Here is a 15515-nt window from a genome sequence, read left to right on the forward strand (position 1 = left end):
TACTCCAAAAGCAGGCTGATAATGCCTGCTTTTTCGTTTGCTAAGATTTCAGGCTCAAAGAGGAGTGAGTTGTACCTTATGCCTACAATTGAAATGATATTGGTGCTGATTTTGGTTGGCGCGGCGACAGGGTCGCTCACGGCGCTGATAAATATCGCGCCCACATTCATTGCTATTCCTGCATTATATTTTTTTCTTCCTATCGTTGGCTTTTCGTTTGACGAAGTCATGGTGCCTTTGGTTGCTAGCTGTGTCGCGGCATTTATTCCTGTTCATCTATATGCATGGATTCAATCAATGAAACAGGGGCAAGTTGATTCGCAACAGCTGATTAACTTTGCCCCTGGTATGGCCATGGGCGGTGTGATTGGAGCGCAATTGCTGTCTTTAAGCAGCGCAGTACTATTTAAAATTTGCTTTACGCTGATGGCGGTGATGTTCGTTTTTAAGATTGTGTTTAACAAAAAACTGGAAAAAACACCGACACTGACGCCAGCTAAAGCCGCCAATCTACCCATTGGATTGGTGGTTGGTTCACTGTCTGTCATGTCAGGCAATTCTGGAACTGTGCTGGCAAATGGCATGAACTCCTTGTTAAAAATAGACCAATCAAAACGTGATGGAACAACACACGGCTTGGTAGTGTTTGTCTCTATTGCCGCATTGGTTGGTTTTATTTTTCCGGCAAAACCCACAATTATGATGGATGGTATGGCCTTTGCGGGCGCGATTCATTTACCAAGCGTTTTGTTTTTGGCGTTAAGTCATTTTTTGTTTTATTGGTTATGCCGACAGCGTGGGAATGACCTTGATAAACGAGTGCTATCTCTCAGCGTGACACTGTATGTTTGTTGTTCTTTGATACGTTTTTGGTCTGCTTAGCATGTAGGGTGGAAAAGTATCATCGCTGGTGGATGATGGGGGAATAAGCTTGGTATTTTCAATATTGCCCTTATTTAATGGGGTTATAATAAAACCCGAACATAAATCAAAAGGTATCGCATGAATAACTTGAGTAACTATGGTGTTTTGATGATGAACTTGGGCACACCAGATGCTCCTCACGCATCGGATGTTCGCCGATATCTTCGAGAGTTTTTGTCCGATACAAGAGTGGTTGATGTGTCACCTCTTATCTGGAAGCCAATTCTGAATCTTGCCATTTTGCCATTTCGTTCACCAAAAGTAGCAAAAGTATATCAACAAGTTTGGATGGACGAAGGATCCCCATTGCTGGTGTTAAGCAATCGGTTAAAAACGAATGTCAAAGCCGCTTTGTCTGAGAAAGCCGGCCACACGGTTCCGGTTGAATTGGCCATGACTTACGGAAACCCCAGTGTGGAATCTGCCGCTGAAGTGTTAAGACAGCAGGGGGTAAAGAACATTATCATTGTTCCCATGTACCCACAATTTTCAGCCACTACGACAGCCGCGGCATATGACAGAGTCATGTCATCTTTAAAAGCTTGCCCGCATTGGCCATCTTTACAATTGTTGCATGATTATGCGGATCATCCGCTGTATATCAAAGCTCTGGCCAACTCGGTTCGTGCTCAATGGGATAAGCAAGGGGAACGTCGCCATCTTGTACTCTCCTATCACGGCATTCCTAAGCGCTATGTCACTAATGGCGACCCTTATGCGCGTCGCTGTGAAATAACCAGTAAATTGGTGGCTGAAGAATTAGAACTTGGTGATCAAGATTGGACACACGTCTATCAATCTCGTTTTGGTCGTGAAGAATGGCTGAAACCTTATGCAGATGCCACCTTAAGAGCGCTTCCTTCTATGGGGATTAAAAAAATCAACGTGATTAGCCCGGCGTTTTCGATTGATTGTATTGAGACACTTGAAGAGGTTACGTTGGAACTCGGGGATGAATTCAAGCACAACGGGGGTCAGGCCTTCGAATACATACCCGCATTAAACGATACAGCAGATCAGGTTGCGCTTTATGTCAGCCTAATCGAGCAAAACACTAAGCAATGGAACTGATATGACACAAAATCAAACAAACATTCGCACCATTGCGTTTGATGCTGATGATACGTTGTGGCGCAATGAAGATATCTTTATTCATGCGCAAGATGAATTTATGCGGCTACTTTTGCCTTATCATGATGAAGCATACATTCGCGCTCATTTGGCGGAAGTGCAAATCAAAAATTTAACGCATTTTGGTTACGGTATTAAAGGCTTTACCTTGTCCATGATTGAGACGGCGATTGAATTAACTGAAGGCCGCATTTCTGGAAAAGAAATACACGAAATCATTGAATTGGCGAAGCGTATGTTGGCTTCTCCTGTCGAATTGCTAGACAACATTAAAGACGTGTTAAGCAAATTGAAAGGGCATTATCAATTATTGGTGATCACCAAAGGTGATTTGCTTGATCAAGAAAGTAAATTAGCGCGTTCAGGAATCGCCGATTACTTTGATGTGATTGAAGTTGTAAGCGATAAAACCAGCGATGCCTATGCACAAATTTTACAGCGTCATAAGATACCGACAGATCAATTCTTGATGGTGGGCAATTCGTTAAAATCGGATATTCTTCCAGTGTTGGACCTAGGGGCACAAGCTTTACACATTCCCTATCATAGTACGTGGGATCATGAACAAGTAAATGATGAGGTCTTGTTGCAATACCCACAACTAACCACACTGAAGGGCGTTTCGGAACTCATTAATTGGTTAGACTTTAAGCGCTAGAAAATAATGTGGGGGTGTAACATGAATTATTTAAAACTTTGTATTTGCATTTTATTGTGTACGGCGTCCTTGGTGCATGCTGATGAATCCACCTTTGATAAGGCAAAAAACGGTGCGGTTGAACTTTGGGATAAAACCAAAGAAACAACCTCTAATGTTATTGAAAGTACCTCCGAAGCAGCAACGGTTATGGGTAACAAAGCGTCACAGCTAAGTGAAAGGGCGTCTAAAAATGTCAAAGAAACGGGCTCTACAGTGTGGGAAAAAATGAAAGACATTGGTAGCGCAACCGCTGATGGCGCACGTAAAGGTGCTTCAAAGATTAGGTCTCTGGCGGGTGAAGAGAAAAATAATTGCTCAGAAGACAGCGCACTTTGTTACCAAAATAAAGAGTAGCGAAGTGAAAGACGAAGAACGTAAACCGACACCACCCAGCCATTGGGAGCAAGAGTTTCTAGAGCAAAGTGATGCGCATATCACCGCCCCTAAAGTACGTTATCGATGCCCAAAATGTGAGAGCCTACTGGTTCTAAAAGAGGGTGCAAATGGTAGTTTCTGGGGGTGTGAGGCGTATCCAGTTTGCAACTACACGGCAAACAATGAAATGGGAAAGCCAGTTAGGGCAAAGCGATACCTTTGCCCAGCTTGCCAGTCGCCGCTGCGTAAGAAAACCTTTAAAGACAATGTTTTTTGGGGCTGCTCAAGTTACCCCGATTGCAAGGTCACTGTGGAGGATGATAACGGCGTTCCGTCCAGTACAAAAAAATACCCCTGTCGTGTTTGTGGTCATTACTTGGTCAGAAAAAAGTAAGAACGGTTACTTCTGGGGATGCATTACCTATCCGAAATGCACCAACACTCTGAACGATGACAAAGGCTTACCTGTTTTAAAAAAACGCTAGCGTCCACTTATATTTTGCTCAACATCGTCCAGTGCTGATTTTATATTACTAAAGTCAAAGCGAAAGCCATGTTCCTCTAATCTTTTTGGAATCACTCGCGCCCCTTCGGTTAACAAGCTCGCCATTTCACCAAATAGACTATTGAGTAACCACCTTGGTGTCGGCAATAAAGCAGCTCGATTAATGGATGAGGCATATAACGAAGCAAACTCTTTTTGCGTAACGCTCGCAGGCGAAACCAAATTGAATGTGCCGTTGTATGAGTTTTCTTGAATCGCCGTCATAATGGCGCGCTCAACATCTCTTATGTGCACCCAAGGAAACCATTGCTTGCCGCCCGCTATGGGGCCACCTAAACCCAGTTTAAAAGGTAAGCGCATTTTTGCCAGCGCGCCTCCTTTTCCAAGCACTACGCCCAAGCGGAAAACAACCACACGGGTATCGTTTATTGCAAAACTATTGGCTGCAGATTCCCAGGCTTCACATAGGTCATGTGCAAACCCTGGTTTTGGCGGTGTATTTTCATCAAAAATGTCGTCTCTAGCGACACCATAAAATCCGACAGCGGACATAGAAATAACCACAGAAGGAGGGTGTGCTAGCGCGAATTGAATGTTCTTGGTTAGACCAACACGGCTTTCATATAGGGCAGCTTTACGTTTCGCAGTCCAAGGTTGGCTAGCGATATTTTCTCCTGCCAGATTGACGAACACATCCATCTTTTCATTGAATGTCGCTAGCTGATCTAAGGTAAGTTGCTGCACTTGATCATCTATATCGGATTTTATTGCTCTTACCAAAGCATAAATTTGATGGTTTTGATTCTGTAAGGAAGCCAGTAATGATCGTCCGATAAAGCCCGTTGCTCCGGATAGTAGAATTTTCATGCTTTTTGGTCTCATAAATTCCAATAGTAAAACTGGTACGTTCAAAAAAAGAAATAGGATCAATAACTTCACTGATATTTTAGATGCCTCTTTTTTAGCTAAATATCCGTATTACATGATAAGGTTTTTTACTCTGCACCTTCTTTTTCTGGAATAGGATGGCTAAAATGGGGAATCGAGAAACATTAGGTATCAAAATGCAACATAAAGGGTACGATCACATCATTCTTCTTGCACACGGAAGCCCTGACCCACTTTGGAAACAACCATTTGAAGCGCTTTATCAAGATGTAAGCAAAAGCTATGGCGAATCAAATGCAAGTTTGGCCTACATGGAATTAACATCCCCTTCGCTTGAAGACGTAGTGGCTTTGTTAAATAAAGACGTTCGAAAAGTTGCGGTGCTACCGCTGTTTTTAGCGGTGGGTCGTCACCTTAGGCATGACGTACCCGCTCAAATTAAAGCGCTACAAAACGACCATCTACAAATCGATTTGCTGCCTCCTATTGGTGACGATGTGATTGTAAAACAAGCAATGCAGACTGTCGTCGCCAACCACCTAGGTAAAGGTGTAAACATGCCATTAGATTTCATTGATTCATGGAGCCGAATACATGCTATTTAGACACTTACCTGATGAAATATTTCAGGCTTTAAGCGGTTCTAATAGGGGGTTGATTGAAGCCGTCTTAAACGATCTGGCTGATGTATTTTATGACCACGCTGAAGACCCCATCAAAGACAAATCGACCATCATTGAATCGATTGAAGATACGCTCCATAAGTTGGACACATTGGCGTGGCATGATGACCAAAAAGAATCATTTGATTCACCTAAAACTATTCATGATTATGCATTAAGAATTTATCATCGTTTGGTCAACACTGGCTGGCTGGTTGAAGAACAAGAATTGTATCGCGTGAGTGTATTAATGACCCCGCAGATATCAATGTTGCTTCGGTCTTTGGTTGAAATCAGCCGACATGGTAAGCGTAATTACGGTGCCACTGTTTTAAGTATTCTCAGCAATCTAGAGGCCGTAGCAAAACAACCTAAAGAACGCGGCGTGACACTGCGCCAATCAGCGGAAGCTTCTAGAGATTTCTCAGCCCATTTGAACCAAATACTACTCGGCATACGCAGTCTTCAACGAGAATTGTTTGCCAGTCGTGACCCCAAAGCCATTGTGGCAGGCTTCTTTGATTTATTCGTAGAAGGCATATTAATTGCCGATTACAAGACCATCAAAACCAGCAACAACCCATTTCGTTTTAGACGGCAAATTCTGGAATTAACACAAGACTTTCTTGGTAATCCAGAAACCATGGGGCAGGTGGCTCAGTGTTATGTGGACCAGCAACTTATTTCTATGGCTGAAGCACAAGCCATGGTTGAAAAAGATTGTCGAGACATCATTCAGACATTCAGCAATATTGAACAGCGTTTAGAGCGCATTGATGAATATCGTTATCGCCTAGAAAAGCGTGCCGCAGACACGGCTCGATATATGGACAGTTCTCGTCCAGGTATGGCCAATAAAGTGGCTGGCATTATCACTGATGTTGCGAAATATGAAAAACTGCCCATTTTAAAAGACGTGGTCGGCGCCCGATTTGTTGGAATGGCCTCTGCAGCGCAACCAACCAAACGTCGAGAGCCGCCTCCACCACGAGTAATGACCCCTGCGGAAGTGTCTGCTGACGCCATCAAATTGCGCGATCAACAGCGTCGTTTCCATGAAGCAAGGCAAGTCACCATTCCCAAAATGCAGAACTACTTGGACAAGCAGATTGCTACCGGTGAACGCAAACATATTCTCGACTTCACCATAGAATCGGTTGAGGATTTCGTCTGTTTTGATCATTTACGATATGTCGGGTCTTTGGGTGTAAGCGCTAAAAAAATAGAAGATGCATTTGAAGTGCAATTTACAAACCAATATTTGGATGTGCATGATTTCGTTGAATGTCGCGAATTTACTGTAGTGCGTAGGAGCAAAGCGTAATGCTTAGAGAATTAAAAAAGGTCGTTGAAGAGTCGGGTAAAGACGCTCAAGAATTTCAACAAACAGCGAACTTCGTAATAGCAAACCAATTTGCCAGCGCCTACAAACACGGCCAACGTAAGCATTATTTGCTATTGGAGTCATACCAAGATTATTTCGACAACCTGTTTGACGCCTTGGGCATGAAGCTCTATATCAACGAAAATGAACGACTTGCTGGGGTATTGCCGGTTCAAAAAGAAGCGTTTGTTCGTTTGAAAACCGATGAGACGTTATTTTTGCTTGTGCTTCGCCAGATTTATGAAGAAAAAATAGAAAATTTTGAAGTGGATAATGGTTTCGTTGCAACGAATACCCACATGATTCTAGATCGATATGTTCAGCTGGTAAAAAGAGAGATTCCAAGCGAGACACGTTTTAAAGACATTTTAGCGTTGTTTAGCCGCCACGGAGTGATCATACGAGGTAAATCTTACGAAGAAGACAGTAAGAACCAAATGATCAACATTACCCCTGTAGTGAGACTAATCGTCACCGAAGCGTATTTGAGACAGCTAGAATCTTTTAATGGCGCAGACCCTGATGAAGACGATGTTGCCGACGCGGATTCCGATCTACAAACAGAAAACTCGCAAGAAACAAATCAAGACTAGGGCCAAAATATGAAAAAGTTAAATCGCATCGTATTAGTAAATTGGTACCTACTTGGTGCAGAAGAAATTAACATCCGTGGAAACACGGCCATTATCGGACCTACAGGGTCTGGTAAATCCTCTTTGCTTGATGCTATTCAGACCGTGCTTACAGGAGCAAGTAAGCGCCATCTAAATTACAACGCCAGTGCAAACGATGGTAAAGCCAGCGGTCGAAGCATTCGCTCTTATATTTTGGGGATGATTGACTCCGGGCAGGCTAATGCTAAAGCATTTGGCACTCAGCCAAGACAAGATGCAACCAGCTATCTCGCTTTGGTGTTTGAGGACAGCATTACAGGCAAAGAGTCGACAGTTGGTTTGGCACTGAGTGCGTCTTTGGCATCACCAGAAGAGGACGTGCTTGGTCGTTTTGTACTGGCTAACTTCGGGGCAAGAAAATCTGACTTTATCGACGCCATGGAAGGAAAAAGCTACAAAGCCAAACCTTGGATTGAAGTGCGCGAGTCGATGAAAAAAGTGTGCTTAGATCCTTACATTAAGTCGGGCAGCGCGTCTGCGACGCAATATATAAATCGATACCTTGAAGAATTGAGCCCAAGTTCAGATCACCTTATTACATTGGATGGCTTCCTCAAAAACTTTAAAAACGCACTTAAATTTGTCCCAATCGCGTCTCCAACACGCTTCGTACAAGACTTTGTGTTGGCTGAAGCGCCGTTGCAAGTCGGCGCTTATCAGAAGTCATTAAATGAATACCGACACCTAGAAGCCAAGACACTTGAAGTGTCTAAACGCATTGATGACTTAAAATTGATTCAACAAGATTGCGAAAAAAAGCATCAGCAAGAGCAAAGTTCAATCAATTATCAATGGATAGCAACCGAAGCGCGTTTTGATGAACTTGGCAGCAAGCAAGACGACATACAAGATCAGTATGAGCTGCAAAAAGAACGCGAAGAAGAAATTGAAGAAGAATTAGCAACACAAGGCAGCTTATTAAAGCAATTACAAAGCCAATTACTTCGCTTTGAACAGCAGTACGAGCACTCAGATGTTGGTTTAAAGCTACAGCAGTTGGAACAAAATAAAAAACTACTCGTATTGCAAGGGCAGCAAGATCAAAAAGCGATTTTACAAGTTCGCCAGTTAACTTTGTTACTGTCTGCGTTGAACGCCTTTGAGGACGTATTATCAAAGGACGTCGTCAACATGGTAAAAGAGTTTTCAGCGTTTGAAGGCTTGATTAGCGAAGAAGGGCGTATCGAAGGCAATTTGAAGCCACTGACACAAAAATTGATCGCCCTTAATGATATTTTAGATAAAGAAAAATCTCAGGTGTTCGGACAACGCTCGGTTTTAAACCGGAATATTCTGAATCTAAAAGACGAATGCAAGCAGTTAGAGTCAGATGTCTCGTCCTTGAAGGGCGGTGTTAGTCCACTTTCTCAAAATACCAAACGCCTTATTGCATTGTTAAATGACGCTAACATCACTGCGACGCCGTTAAGTCATCTTTCTGAAGTAACGGATAGAAAGTGGCAAGATGCTATTGAGGGGTATTTGGGCGCACAGCGAGAGGCGTTAATCGTCGAGCCAGAAGACGCTGAAGAGGCCATTCGAATTTTTCGTGCTCACAGGCGTCAACTAATGGGCTGTCGTGTTATTGATACAACGCAGACACGTCTATGGCTAAATCGTGGCGACAACCATTCCGCTTTGCGATTTATCAGGTGCAGCAATGATCATGCTCAAGCGTATTTGAATCGCCGTTTAGGCGGTATTAAACCTGTAGAAACTGAGCGCGAACTATTGCGCGAAGACAGTGCTATGACAGCGGACGGCATGTTAAAGCTTGCTGGTACTATTTCTACGATTCGTTTCGTGCCGCATATGATGGTTGGTATCAATACTGAAGGCATGCGCGAGTCTCGGGAAAAGCAACTTGCTAACCTGAGCAGTGAGCTGATGGATTTCCTAAAAGCAGACCAGCGCCTTGAGCAAGCGGACTCATTACTTGGCCGGCTGATGGCAAACAACCAGTTTGATGCTGAATCGTTAGGAAACGCTAGTCATACTGTGACGCGTCTCACGCAAGAATTAGAATCCGTTGATGCTGAAATAGCACAACTTCAACAGCACGATGACACAGATCTTCAAGAACGAATTGAGGAACTAAAAATCCGTATCGCCAACGTTGAACTTGACCAAAAGAAACTGGACCGAGAACGCCAACAAATTGCAGAGCAGTTTGGTGCATTGAACACTCAGAAAAGCCAGTTAAGTTCAGCGTTAGCTGCACTTGATGAAGAACGCAATCGTCTAACATCCAACCCGAAATACGATGCAGAATTTGCCAGTGAACGATACTCTCTTCTTGAAGGTAGTATGGTTAACGGTGCGGCTATTTACAAGGAAGCCATCAGTCGGGCTGAAAAAGCCAGTGAAAAAGCCCGCAGTTTTGATCAGAAAGTCCGTAAAGAAGTGGCTGATCATTACGGTAAATATCATAACGCCAGTCTAGATAACGATGTTCAATTGGATTATTTGGAATCGAAGTTTGAAGAGTTCGAGCATTATGTTTCGTATCAAATTGATATTTTGAGTGAGACAGAATTAGCGAAATACGCTAAACGCGCTGAATTGGCTCGTAAAGAAGCGGAGGAGACATTCCGTTCAGACTATGTTTCTAAACTCAAAGATTCTCTTGATCAAGTTGCGCACATAATTCGCGAATTAAATCACAGTCTAAAACGTCGTCCATTTAACCAAGAAATCTATCAATTTCGTTACTACCCGAACGGTGACATGAAAGACATTCTGGATTTGGTGGAACGTTTTAGTGCGCAGGATCAAGCCAATGTAGGTGGATTATTCGACCCACACTTAAGCGATGATCCAGACCATGCACGCGCTATAGCATCGATACAAGAATTGATTTCTGATGAAGAAAAGCAGCAAGATTTAGCCGATTATCGCAAATTTTATAATTTTGAAGTCGATATTTTGGATGCTGAAGGCAATAAGAAAACCACGCTGAGTCAACGTATTCAGACAGGGTCCGGTGGTGAACACCAAATCCCATTTTACTTGGCAATTGCGGCGGCTTTGTCTACGACGTATCGTTTACATGAAACCATGGATGGCGAAATTGTTGGCGGTTTCTCATTGGCCATGTTTGATGAAGCGTTCAATAAAATTGACATGGTGAAAACCTCTACGTGTATGGGCTTTATGAAAGACATTGGCCTTCAAGTGATCGCGGCAGCACCAGATGATAAGCGCGCGGTTATGGCGGCGAATATGGATACAATAATCAGTGTTTGGCGTGAAGGTGGGGCGGTATCGATTGACGTTGCCTACCCTAAAGAAAAGGGGCAAGTGTTGCTGAACGGGCAATTAGACACGCTTCCCACACCAGCATAATGGAGTTTCTATGTTGATACAGAATCAGATAGACCAACGCCTTAAAGATCACCTTAACATTTATGATATGACTCTCGAGAATGAGAGTCATATGCATAATGTTCCTGTTGGAAGTGAATCGCACTTTAAGCTTGTATTGGTCAGTGATGACTTTCAAGGCAAACGCCTAGTCCAGCGACATCAGTTGATTTATGGCGCCTTAAAAGAGGAAATGACACAAATACATGCCCTTGCTATGCATTTGTATACAATCAAAGAATGGCAAGATCGTCAATCGCTTGCACCCATTTCCCCAAAATGCCACGGAGGTGAGTAGGCGAACAGTCTACTCGATGAGCCAATGAGTATTAGCGTAGCTATCAATGACGAAAGCGATCAGGTTGTTATCACGATAGTGGGAAGCTTTGACTTCTCGTTGTTTAATGACTTTCGTGAATCTTACTCGGATCTCACTAGACGCTATAACACATACATAGTTGACATGAGTATGGTTGAATATTTAGACAGTGCAGCACTGGGTATGTTGCTTAGCATGAGGAATGCGATTGATGCTGAGTGTCATATTCAATTAAAAGGGGCCAATGATTTCATTAAAAACATTCTAATGATTTCTCGTTTTGATAAGCGCTTTGACATTGTATAAGGCGAAATAGATGAAATTATTATGCGTAGACAGTGAGTTAGTTTATCGCGAAATTATTTCTTTGTGCGCCGAAAAAGCGGGAGTGCTGGTTAAAACCGTAGATAACTTTGACGATGCTGCCGCCGCCTTTGTTGAATTTGCGCCTGATATTGTGACGTTAGACGTGATCATAAAAGGTGGCAATGGCCTAGATTTAGTTAAAAAGCTTAAATCTCTAGCTGGACATCGTTTTGTGCCCATTATCTTTCTTGCATCGCAAACGTCAGACCCGGTTATGGACAGTTGCTTTAAAAACGGCGCTGATGATTTCATTCCAAAGCCGTTCAACGAAGTATTGTTTAATATTCGTTTAAAAACTCATATGCGGCATGTCGAATTGATTAAAGAGATGTATCGCAAAAACAAAGCGCTGACTTTCTATCAAACTGTGATTGAACGCGAACATGAAATGGCGCATCACGTTTTGGATCATATCCAAACACGCAGTGAGCAGAATTCAGAAAGCGTTGCTATTACAAGGCTGTCGGCGGCCAGCTTTAATGGTGATTTGGCATTGGTAAAAACACGCGCTGATGGTGCGCGTTTGGTTTTTGTCGGCGACTTCACTGGTCATGGCTTACCGGCATCCATTGGCGCTTTACCGGTGATGCAGGCTTTTTTGACGCTGTCGATGATTTGGATGGCATTAATAAATTGGCCAGTAAAATAAACCGAATACTCCTCAGCGTTTTGCCAGACTATATGTTTTGTGCGGGATACATCATGCTGATAACGACCTTTGGTAAAATCACCTATTGGGGAGGAGGCATGCCCAATGCGTTTATTCGTAGAGTGTCTGGTCATCTTGACTTATTGCGATCGTCCCATATGCCGTTGGGGGTATTGTCTGCGGAAGAGTTTGAATCCGACCTTCAAGAAACCGAGCTTTTGGCTGGTGATACCTTGATTATTATTTCTGATGGTGTACTAGAGTTAAAAAATGCTTCTAATGAAATGCTTGGAAGTGATAGAACTCAGTCAGTTATTCAAGAATCATATTCTCAAGTGAGCTTATTAAACGCTCAGAAGACCGCAGAAAAAAGGCTGGCAGAATACCGTGGGGAAACCGAGCAGCTTGACGATATAACACTTGTCGCGTTACGCAACACCTGCCTGTGATGCACAGACAGGTGTCTATTGAACTTATCGTTTCCCGCCTTTTTTCTTGTTCTTGTTGCCTTGTGTTTTTGCTTTAGGTTGCGCCTTTGGGAAAGGGCGTTTTTCAGGCTCGGTTCGCAATACCAAAAACAAATCCGTGACGACTTCAGGAATCTGAGCAATACACGAATTGGTTAACTTTTCACTTTCACGAATTTGAACCACTTCTTCGTCATCAAATAAATCGGAAGCGACCATAATAGGAAGAAGTAATTCTGCAACGACTTCTTCTTTTTCCGACTCGAACCATTGGTTTTCTGTCATGAAAACGCCTTCCATGAAGCCCGTCGCCCATTCTTGTAGTTCACTTAATTCCTCAGGAGAGCTTCCCATTTCTAGCTCGCAAGGAATTAAAAAGCCTTCTTCTGATTCTAACTCTTTCTGAATATCAACAAACAAGCGAGATAAATACTGAAGAATTTGCTTCTCTTGCTTTTCATTTTCGAATGTTGGTGTGTCTTCGAAGATGACGGGTAACCATTTATCTTCCGTTATCGGAGTAGGGCAAATAGAAAGAGCGGTCAAAAAGCCATGAGCCATCACAAAGTTCTGACATTCCTCATGAACCTGATCAGAATCCAAAAAATTTTCTAACGTCTCTAGCTCAAGGTCATCAAGAGGTTGGTGTGCCATGTAAATGTTTCCCCAATACAAATTAAGTGTCCGATTCTAGCGAAAACAGGGCGAAAAATCGATGCAGAAAGTGACGGGTTAAGAGATAATTCACAAATGAATGAAAAGACTCTCACACTTTCCCGTTTAGGCTACTCCGAATATCGTCCCTTGCAAGAAAAGGCGATCGATGCTTTGTGCGAAGGGAAAGATGTATTGCTCGCTGCGCCTACCGGCGGTGGGAAATCATTGGTGTATCAGGCAGCAGGGCTGATCCGAAACGGTGTGGCCATTGTTGTCAGCCCACTATTGTCTTTAATGTCTCAACAAGTAGAAGAGTTAAACAAAAAAGGGATTAGAGCTAAATTCCTAAATTCGACCTTAAACCCAGGCGAGCAAGACGATTTGGTATGGGCGTTGCGTCATCAGCACATCGATTTACTCTACTTATCACCAGAAAAATTAGTGCAGCCATCTGTTATTGGCTTCTTGCACAGTTTTGATATCGCCTTATTTGCCATCGATGAAGCGCATTGTATTTCTCAGTGGGGGCGATTTTTCAGACCGGAATACAGCCAATTAGGACAACTTAAGCAGGCTTTTCCAGACATCCCTATCATTGCTCTGACAGGGACAGTTGATCAAAATACCATTCAGACAATTCAAACCTCGTTAAATTTGACCGATTGTCATGTGTTGCGAAGCAGTTTTGACCGAACAAATATAAAGATTCATATTGCGCAAAAGCGAAAAGCGAAACAGCAATTGTTGTACTTTCTGCATCATGAAGTACCCGGTGAAACGGGTATCGTCTACTGTCGTTCTCGTAAAAAAACAGAAGAAATCGCAGGTTGGCTAACCTCACTCGGGCTGCCAAGTTTAAGCTATCATGCTGCTATGTCAGATCAAGACAAACACACAAATCACCGTCTTTTCGCGGAACGACATGGCACTATCATGGTTGCCACAACCGCTTATGGAATGGGCATCGATATCGCTCATGTTCGATTTGTTGTGCATTTGGATTTACCCAACAGCCCTGAAGCCTATTTTCAAGAAGTTGGTCGAGCCGGACGAGATGGTAAGCCCGCTAAATCACTGCTTTTATATGGTTTGCAGGATATGTTACAGGCGCAACAGTTAGTGTCTTTTCACGAAGAAACAGACGCTCAACACCTGAATAATTTGTTTTATATTCTCGAAAATCGAGGGTGTAGAAGGCAAAACTTGTTGTCTCATTTCGATGAAAAAATTGACGCTTGCCAGCATTGTGACCGATGTTTGTCTAATCGCGCCGAACAAAATATGACGATTGCCAGCCAAAAATTACTGTCGTTGATTTATCATACACGGGGCGTACAACCTTTCTCTTTGTTGATACAAGTCTTGCTAGGCAAAAGGACGAAAGCGGTTTTATCCGCCAAAGCAGAGAGTTTACCTTTGTTCGGTAAAGGCAAAGAATTGAGCGAGGCTCAATGGAAGTCCGTCGTACGACATCTTATTGCGTTTGAATACATTACAATTGGTTCATCCCACACATTTACGGTTCAAATTAACGAAAAATCTCGGACAGTGCTTCAGGGCAAAGAGCAAATAATCGTTCCTAACGAACAATACTATCCCACTATGGAAGAAGATCAGATCGGTCGAGAAGCACTACGATGGCACAAGGTTTTAGCTTGGAAATCCACCAGTGAAACAAACAAACTGAGTGACACCCAATTAAGACTTATTTGTTCGCAAAGACCTAAGTCCGTAGCCTCATTGAGTCGATTGACTGGATTATCTAAAGAATATTTCGTTGATTTTGCGGAAGACTTGATCAAGTTGGTAAATGACATTGATTCCGAAGAGGTTGTTTCTGGATGAATGCACTATCAAGAAAAGCACGACACAGCCTCGAAGAAGAAGCCTTAGAATACATCAACAACAAAGTTGAGTCCTGTTTTGAAAGGGCGGATGTGTTTTTTAATAATCGATTTAGGCGGCCTGTTTGTAACCTTAAACAACGCGGAAGGGCTGCAGGAACCGCACACCTGCAAAAGAACGAGCTGCGTTTTAATGTGTATATGTATCAACAAAACCCAAGTGAATTTATGGATACCGTAGTCCCTCATGAAGTAGCGCATTTAATCGTTTATCAAATATATGGCAATACAGTTAAACCGCATGGGAAAGAGTGGCAAGCGGTGATGATTAAAATCTACGGGCTTAGGCCTAACCGTACACACACATTTGATACACCACCGCAAAAACAAGCGTACGAATACCAATGTTCATGCCAAAAGCATCAATTTAGTAAACAGCGTCATAGTCGAGCGCAGAAAGGAACTGAGTATATCTGTAAGGGCTGTAAATCAACCTTACAGTTTGTAGACAAAAGCAAGTAATAAGCCATCCTTCTCCTTGTAATAATGAATTTTCATGCACATTTGCCTTATGTTCTTCATTTTTGATGCGATTCCAGCCTCCTTA

At 42.9% G+C, this 15515-nt stretch carries 17 protein-coding genes; 15 read left to right on the forward strand and 2 right to left on the reverse strand.

Going from position 1 to position 15515, the window contains the following annotated elements; all coding sequences use genetic code 11:
* The first annotated feature begins 78 nt into the window (after nt 1–78).
* The 5 genes from N5P32_RS04005 (at nt 79) to N5P32_RS04025 (ending at nt 3524) form a co-directional block, all read left to right on the forward strand.
* Nucleotides 79–882, forward strand: a complete 804-nt coding sequence (locus N5P32_RS04005; RefSeq protein ID WP_265727882.1) for a sulfite exporter TauE/SafE family protein — start codon at nt 79–81, stop codon at nt 880–882.
* A 120-nt stretch (nt 883–1002) separates the two neighbouring features.
* Nucleotides 1003–1995 (forward strand): ferrochelatase, encoded by a 993-nt coding sequence (gene hemH, locus N5P32_RS04010; RefSeq protein WP_265727883.1) that lies wholly within the window; start codon nt 1003–1005, stop codon nt 1993–1995.
* Nucleotide 1996: 1 nt separating this feature from the next.
* Nucleotides 1997–2713, forward strand: coding sequence for an HAD family hydrolase (locus N5P32_RS04015; RefSeq protein WP_265727884.1), 717 nt, complete (start codon nt 1997–1999; stop codon nt 2711–2713).
* Between the two features lie 21 nt (nt 2714–2734).
* Nucleotides 2735–3109, forward strand: a complete 375-nt coding sequence (locus N5P32_RS04020) for a hypothetical protein (protein WP_265727885.1) — start codon at nt 2735–2737, stop codon at nt 3107–3109.
* 4 nt (nt 3110–3113) lie between these two features.
* Nucleotides 3114–3524, forward strand: a complete 411-nt coding sequence (locus N5P32_RS04025; RefSeq protein ID WP_265727886.1) for a DNA topoisomerase family protein — start codon at nt 3114–3116, stop codon at nt 3522–3524.
* An 87-nt stretch (nt 3525–3611) separates the two neighbouring features.
* On the opposite strand, the gene N5P32_RS04030 is transcribed toward N5P32_RS04025, so the two are convergent.
* Entirely contained in the window at nt 3612–4502 is an 891-nt protein-coding gene (locus N5P32_RS04030) for a TIGR01777 family oxidoreductase (protein WP_265727887.1), read from the reverse strand.
* A 167-nt stretch (nt 4503–4669) separates the two neighbouring features.
* On the opposite strand from N5P32_RS04030, the gene N5P32_RS04035 reads away from it, so the two are divergent.
* From N5P32_RS04035 to N5P32_RS04070, 8 genes are read left to right on the forward strand one after another with little or no spacing between them, the layout of a single operon-like run.
* Complete coding sequence (locus N5P32_RS04035) at nt 4670–5128, forward strand: sirohydrochlorin chelatase (protein WP_265727888.1); 459 nt, start codon at nt 4670–4672, stop codon at nt 5126–5128.
* On the forward strand, nt 5118–6509 hold the full coding sequence (locus N5P32_RS04040; RefSeq protein WP_265727889.1) for a Wadjet anti-phage system protein JetA family protein: 1392 nt from the start codon (nt 5118–5120) through the stop codon (nt 6507–6509). The genes N5P32_RS04035 and N5P32_RS04040 overlap by 11 nt, the downstream gene beginning before the upstream one ends.
* Nucleotides 6509–7162, forward strand: coding sequence for a DUF4194 domain-containing protein (locus N5P32_RS04045; protein WP_265727890.1), 654 nt, complete (start codon nt 6509–6511; stop codon nt 7160–7162). The genes N5P32_RS04040 and N5P32_RS04045 overlap by 1 nt, the downstream gene beginning before the upstream one ends.
* Nucleotides 7163–7171: 9 nt before the next feature.
* On the forward strand, nt 7172–10588 hold the full coding sequence (locus tag N5P32_RS04050) for an SbcC/MukB-like Walker B domain-containing protein (protein WP_265727891.1): 3417 nt from the start codon (nt 7172–7174) through the stop codon (nt 10586–10588).
* Nucleotides 10589–10598: 10 nt separating this feature from the next.
* A complete protein-coding gene (locus tag N5P32_RS04055; protein WP_265727892.1) occupies nt 10599–10904 on the forward strand; it encodes a BolA/IbaG family iron-sulfur metabolism protein in 306 nt (101 codons plus the stop codon).
* A 24-nt stretch (nt 10905–10928) separates the two neighbouring features.
* Nucleotides 10929–11231: an STAS domain-containing protein gene (locus N5P32_RS04060; protein WP_265727893.1), complete on the forward strand. Its 303-nt coding sequence runs from the start codon at nt 10929–10931 to the stop codon at nt 11229–11231.
* Between the two features lie 10 nt (nt 11232–11241).
* Nucleotides 11242–11940 (forward strand): response regulator, encoded by a 699-nt coding sequence (locus tag N5P32_RS04065; RefSeq protein WP_265727894.1) that lies wholly within the window; start codon nt 11242–11244, stop codon nt 11938–11940.
* A gap of 32 nt (nt 11941–11972) precedes the next feature.
* Nucleotides 11973–12389, forward strand: a complete 417-nt coding sequence (locus N5P32_RS04070) for a PP2C family protein-serine/threonine phosphatase (protein ID WP_265727996.1) — start codon at nt 11973–11975, stop codon at nt 12387–12389.
* A 24-nt stretch (nt 12390–12413) separates the two neighbouring features.
* Here the strand turns inward: N5P32_RS04070 and N5P32_RS04075 are convergent, their stop codons facing one another.
* On the reverse strand, nt 12414–13061 hold the full coding sequence (locus N5P32_RS04075; RefSeq protein WP_265727895.1) for a UPF0149 family protein: 648 nt from the start codon (nt 13059–13061) through the stop codon (nt 12414–12416).
* A gap of 96 nt (nt 13062–13157) precedes the next feature.
* Here N5P32_RS04075 and N5P32_RS04080 point away from each other — a divergent pair, with 96 nt between their 5' ends.
* Nucleotides 13158–14909 (forward strand): RecQ family ATP-dependent DNA helicase, encoded by a 1752-nt coding sequence (locus N5P32_RS04080; protein ID WP_265727896.1) that lies wholly within the window; start codon nt 13158–13160, stop codon nt 14907–14909.
* Nucleotides 14906–15430, forward strand: a complete 525-nt coding sequence (locus tag N5P32_RS04085) for a SprT family zinc-dependent metalloprotease (protein ID WP_265727897.1) — start codon at nt 14906–14908, stop codon at nt 15428–15430. Before N5P32_RS04080 ends, N5P32_RS04085 begins: the two co-directional genes overlap by 4 nt.
* Nucleotides 15431–15515: the final 85 nt, after the last annotated feature.

This window comes from Marinomonas pontica (assembly GCF_026191375.1).
GTDB lineage: Bacteria > Pseudomonadota > Gammaproteobacteria > Pseudomonadales > Marinomonadaceae > Marinomonas > Marinomonas pontica.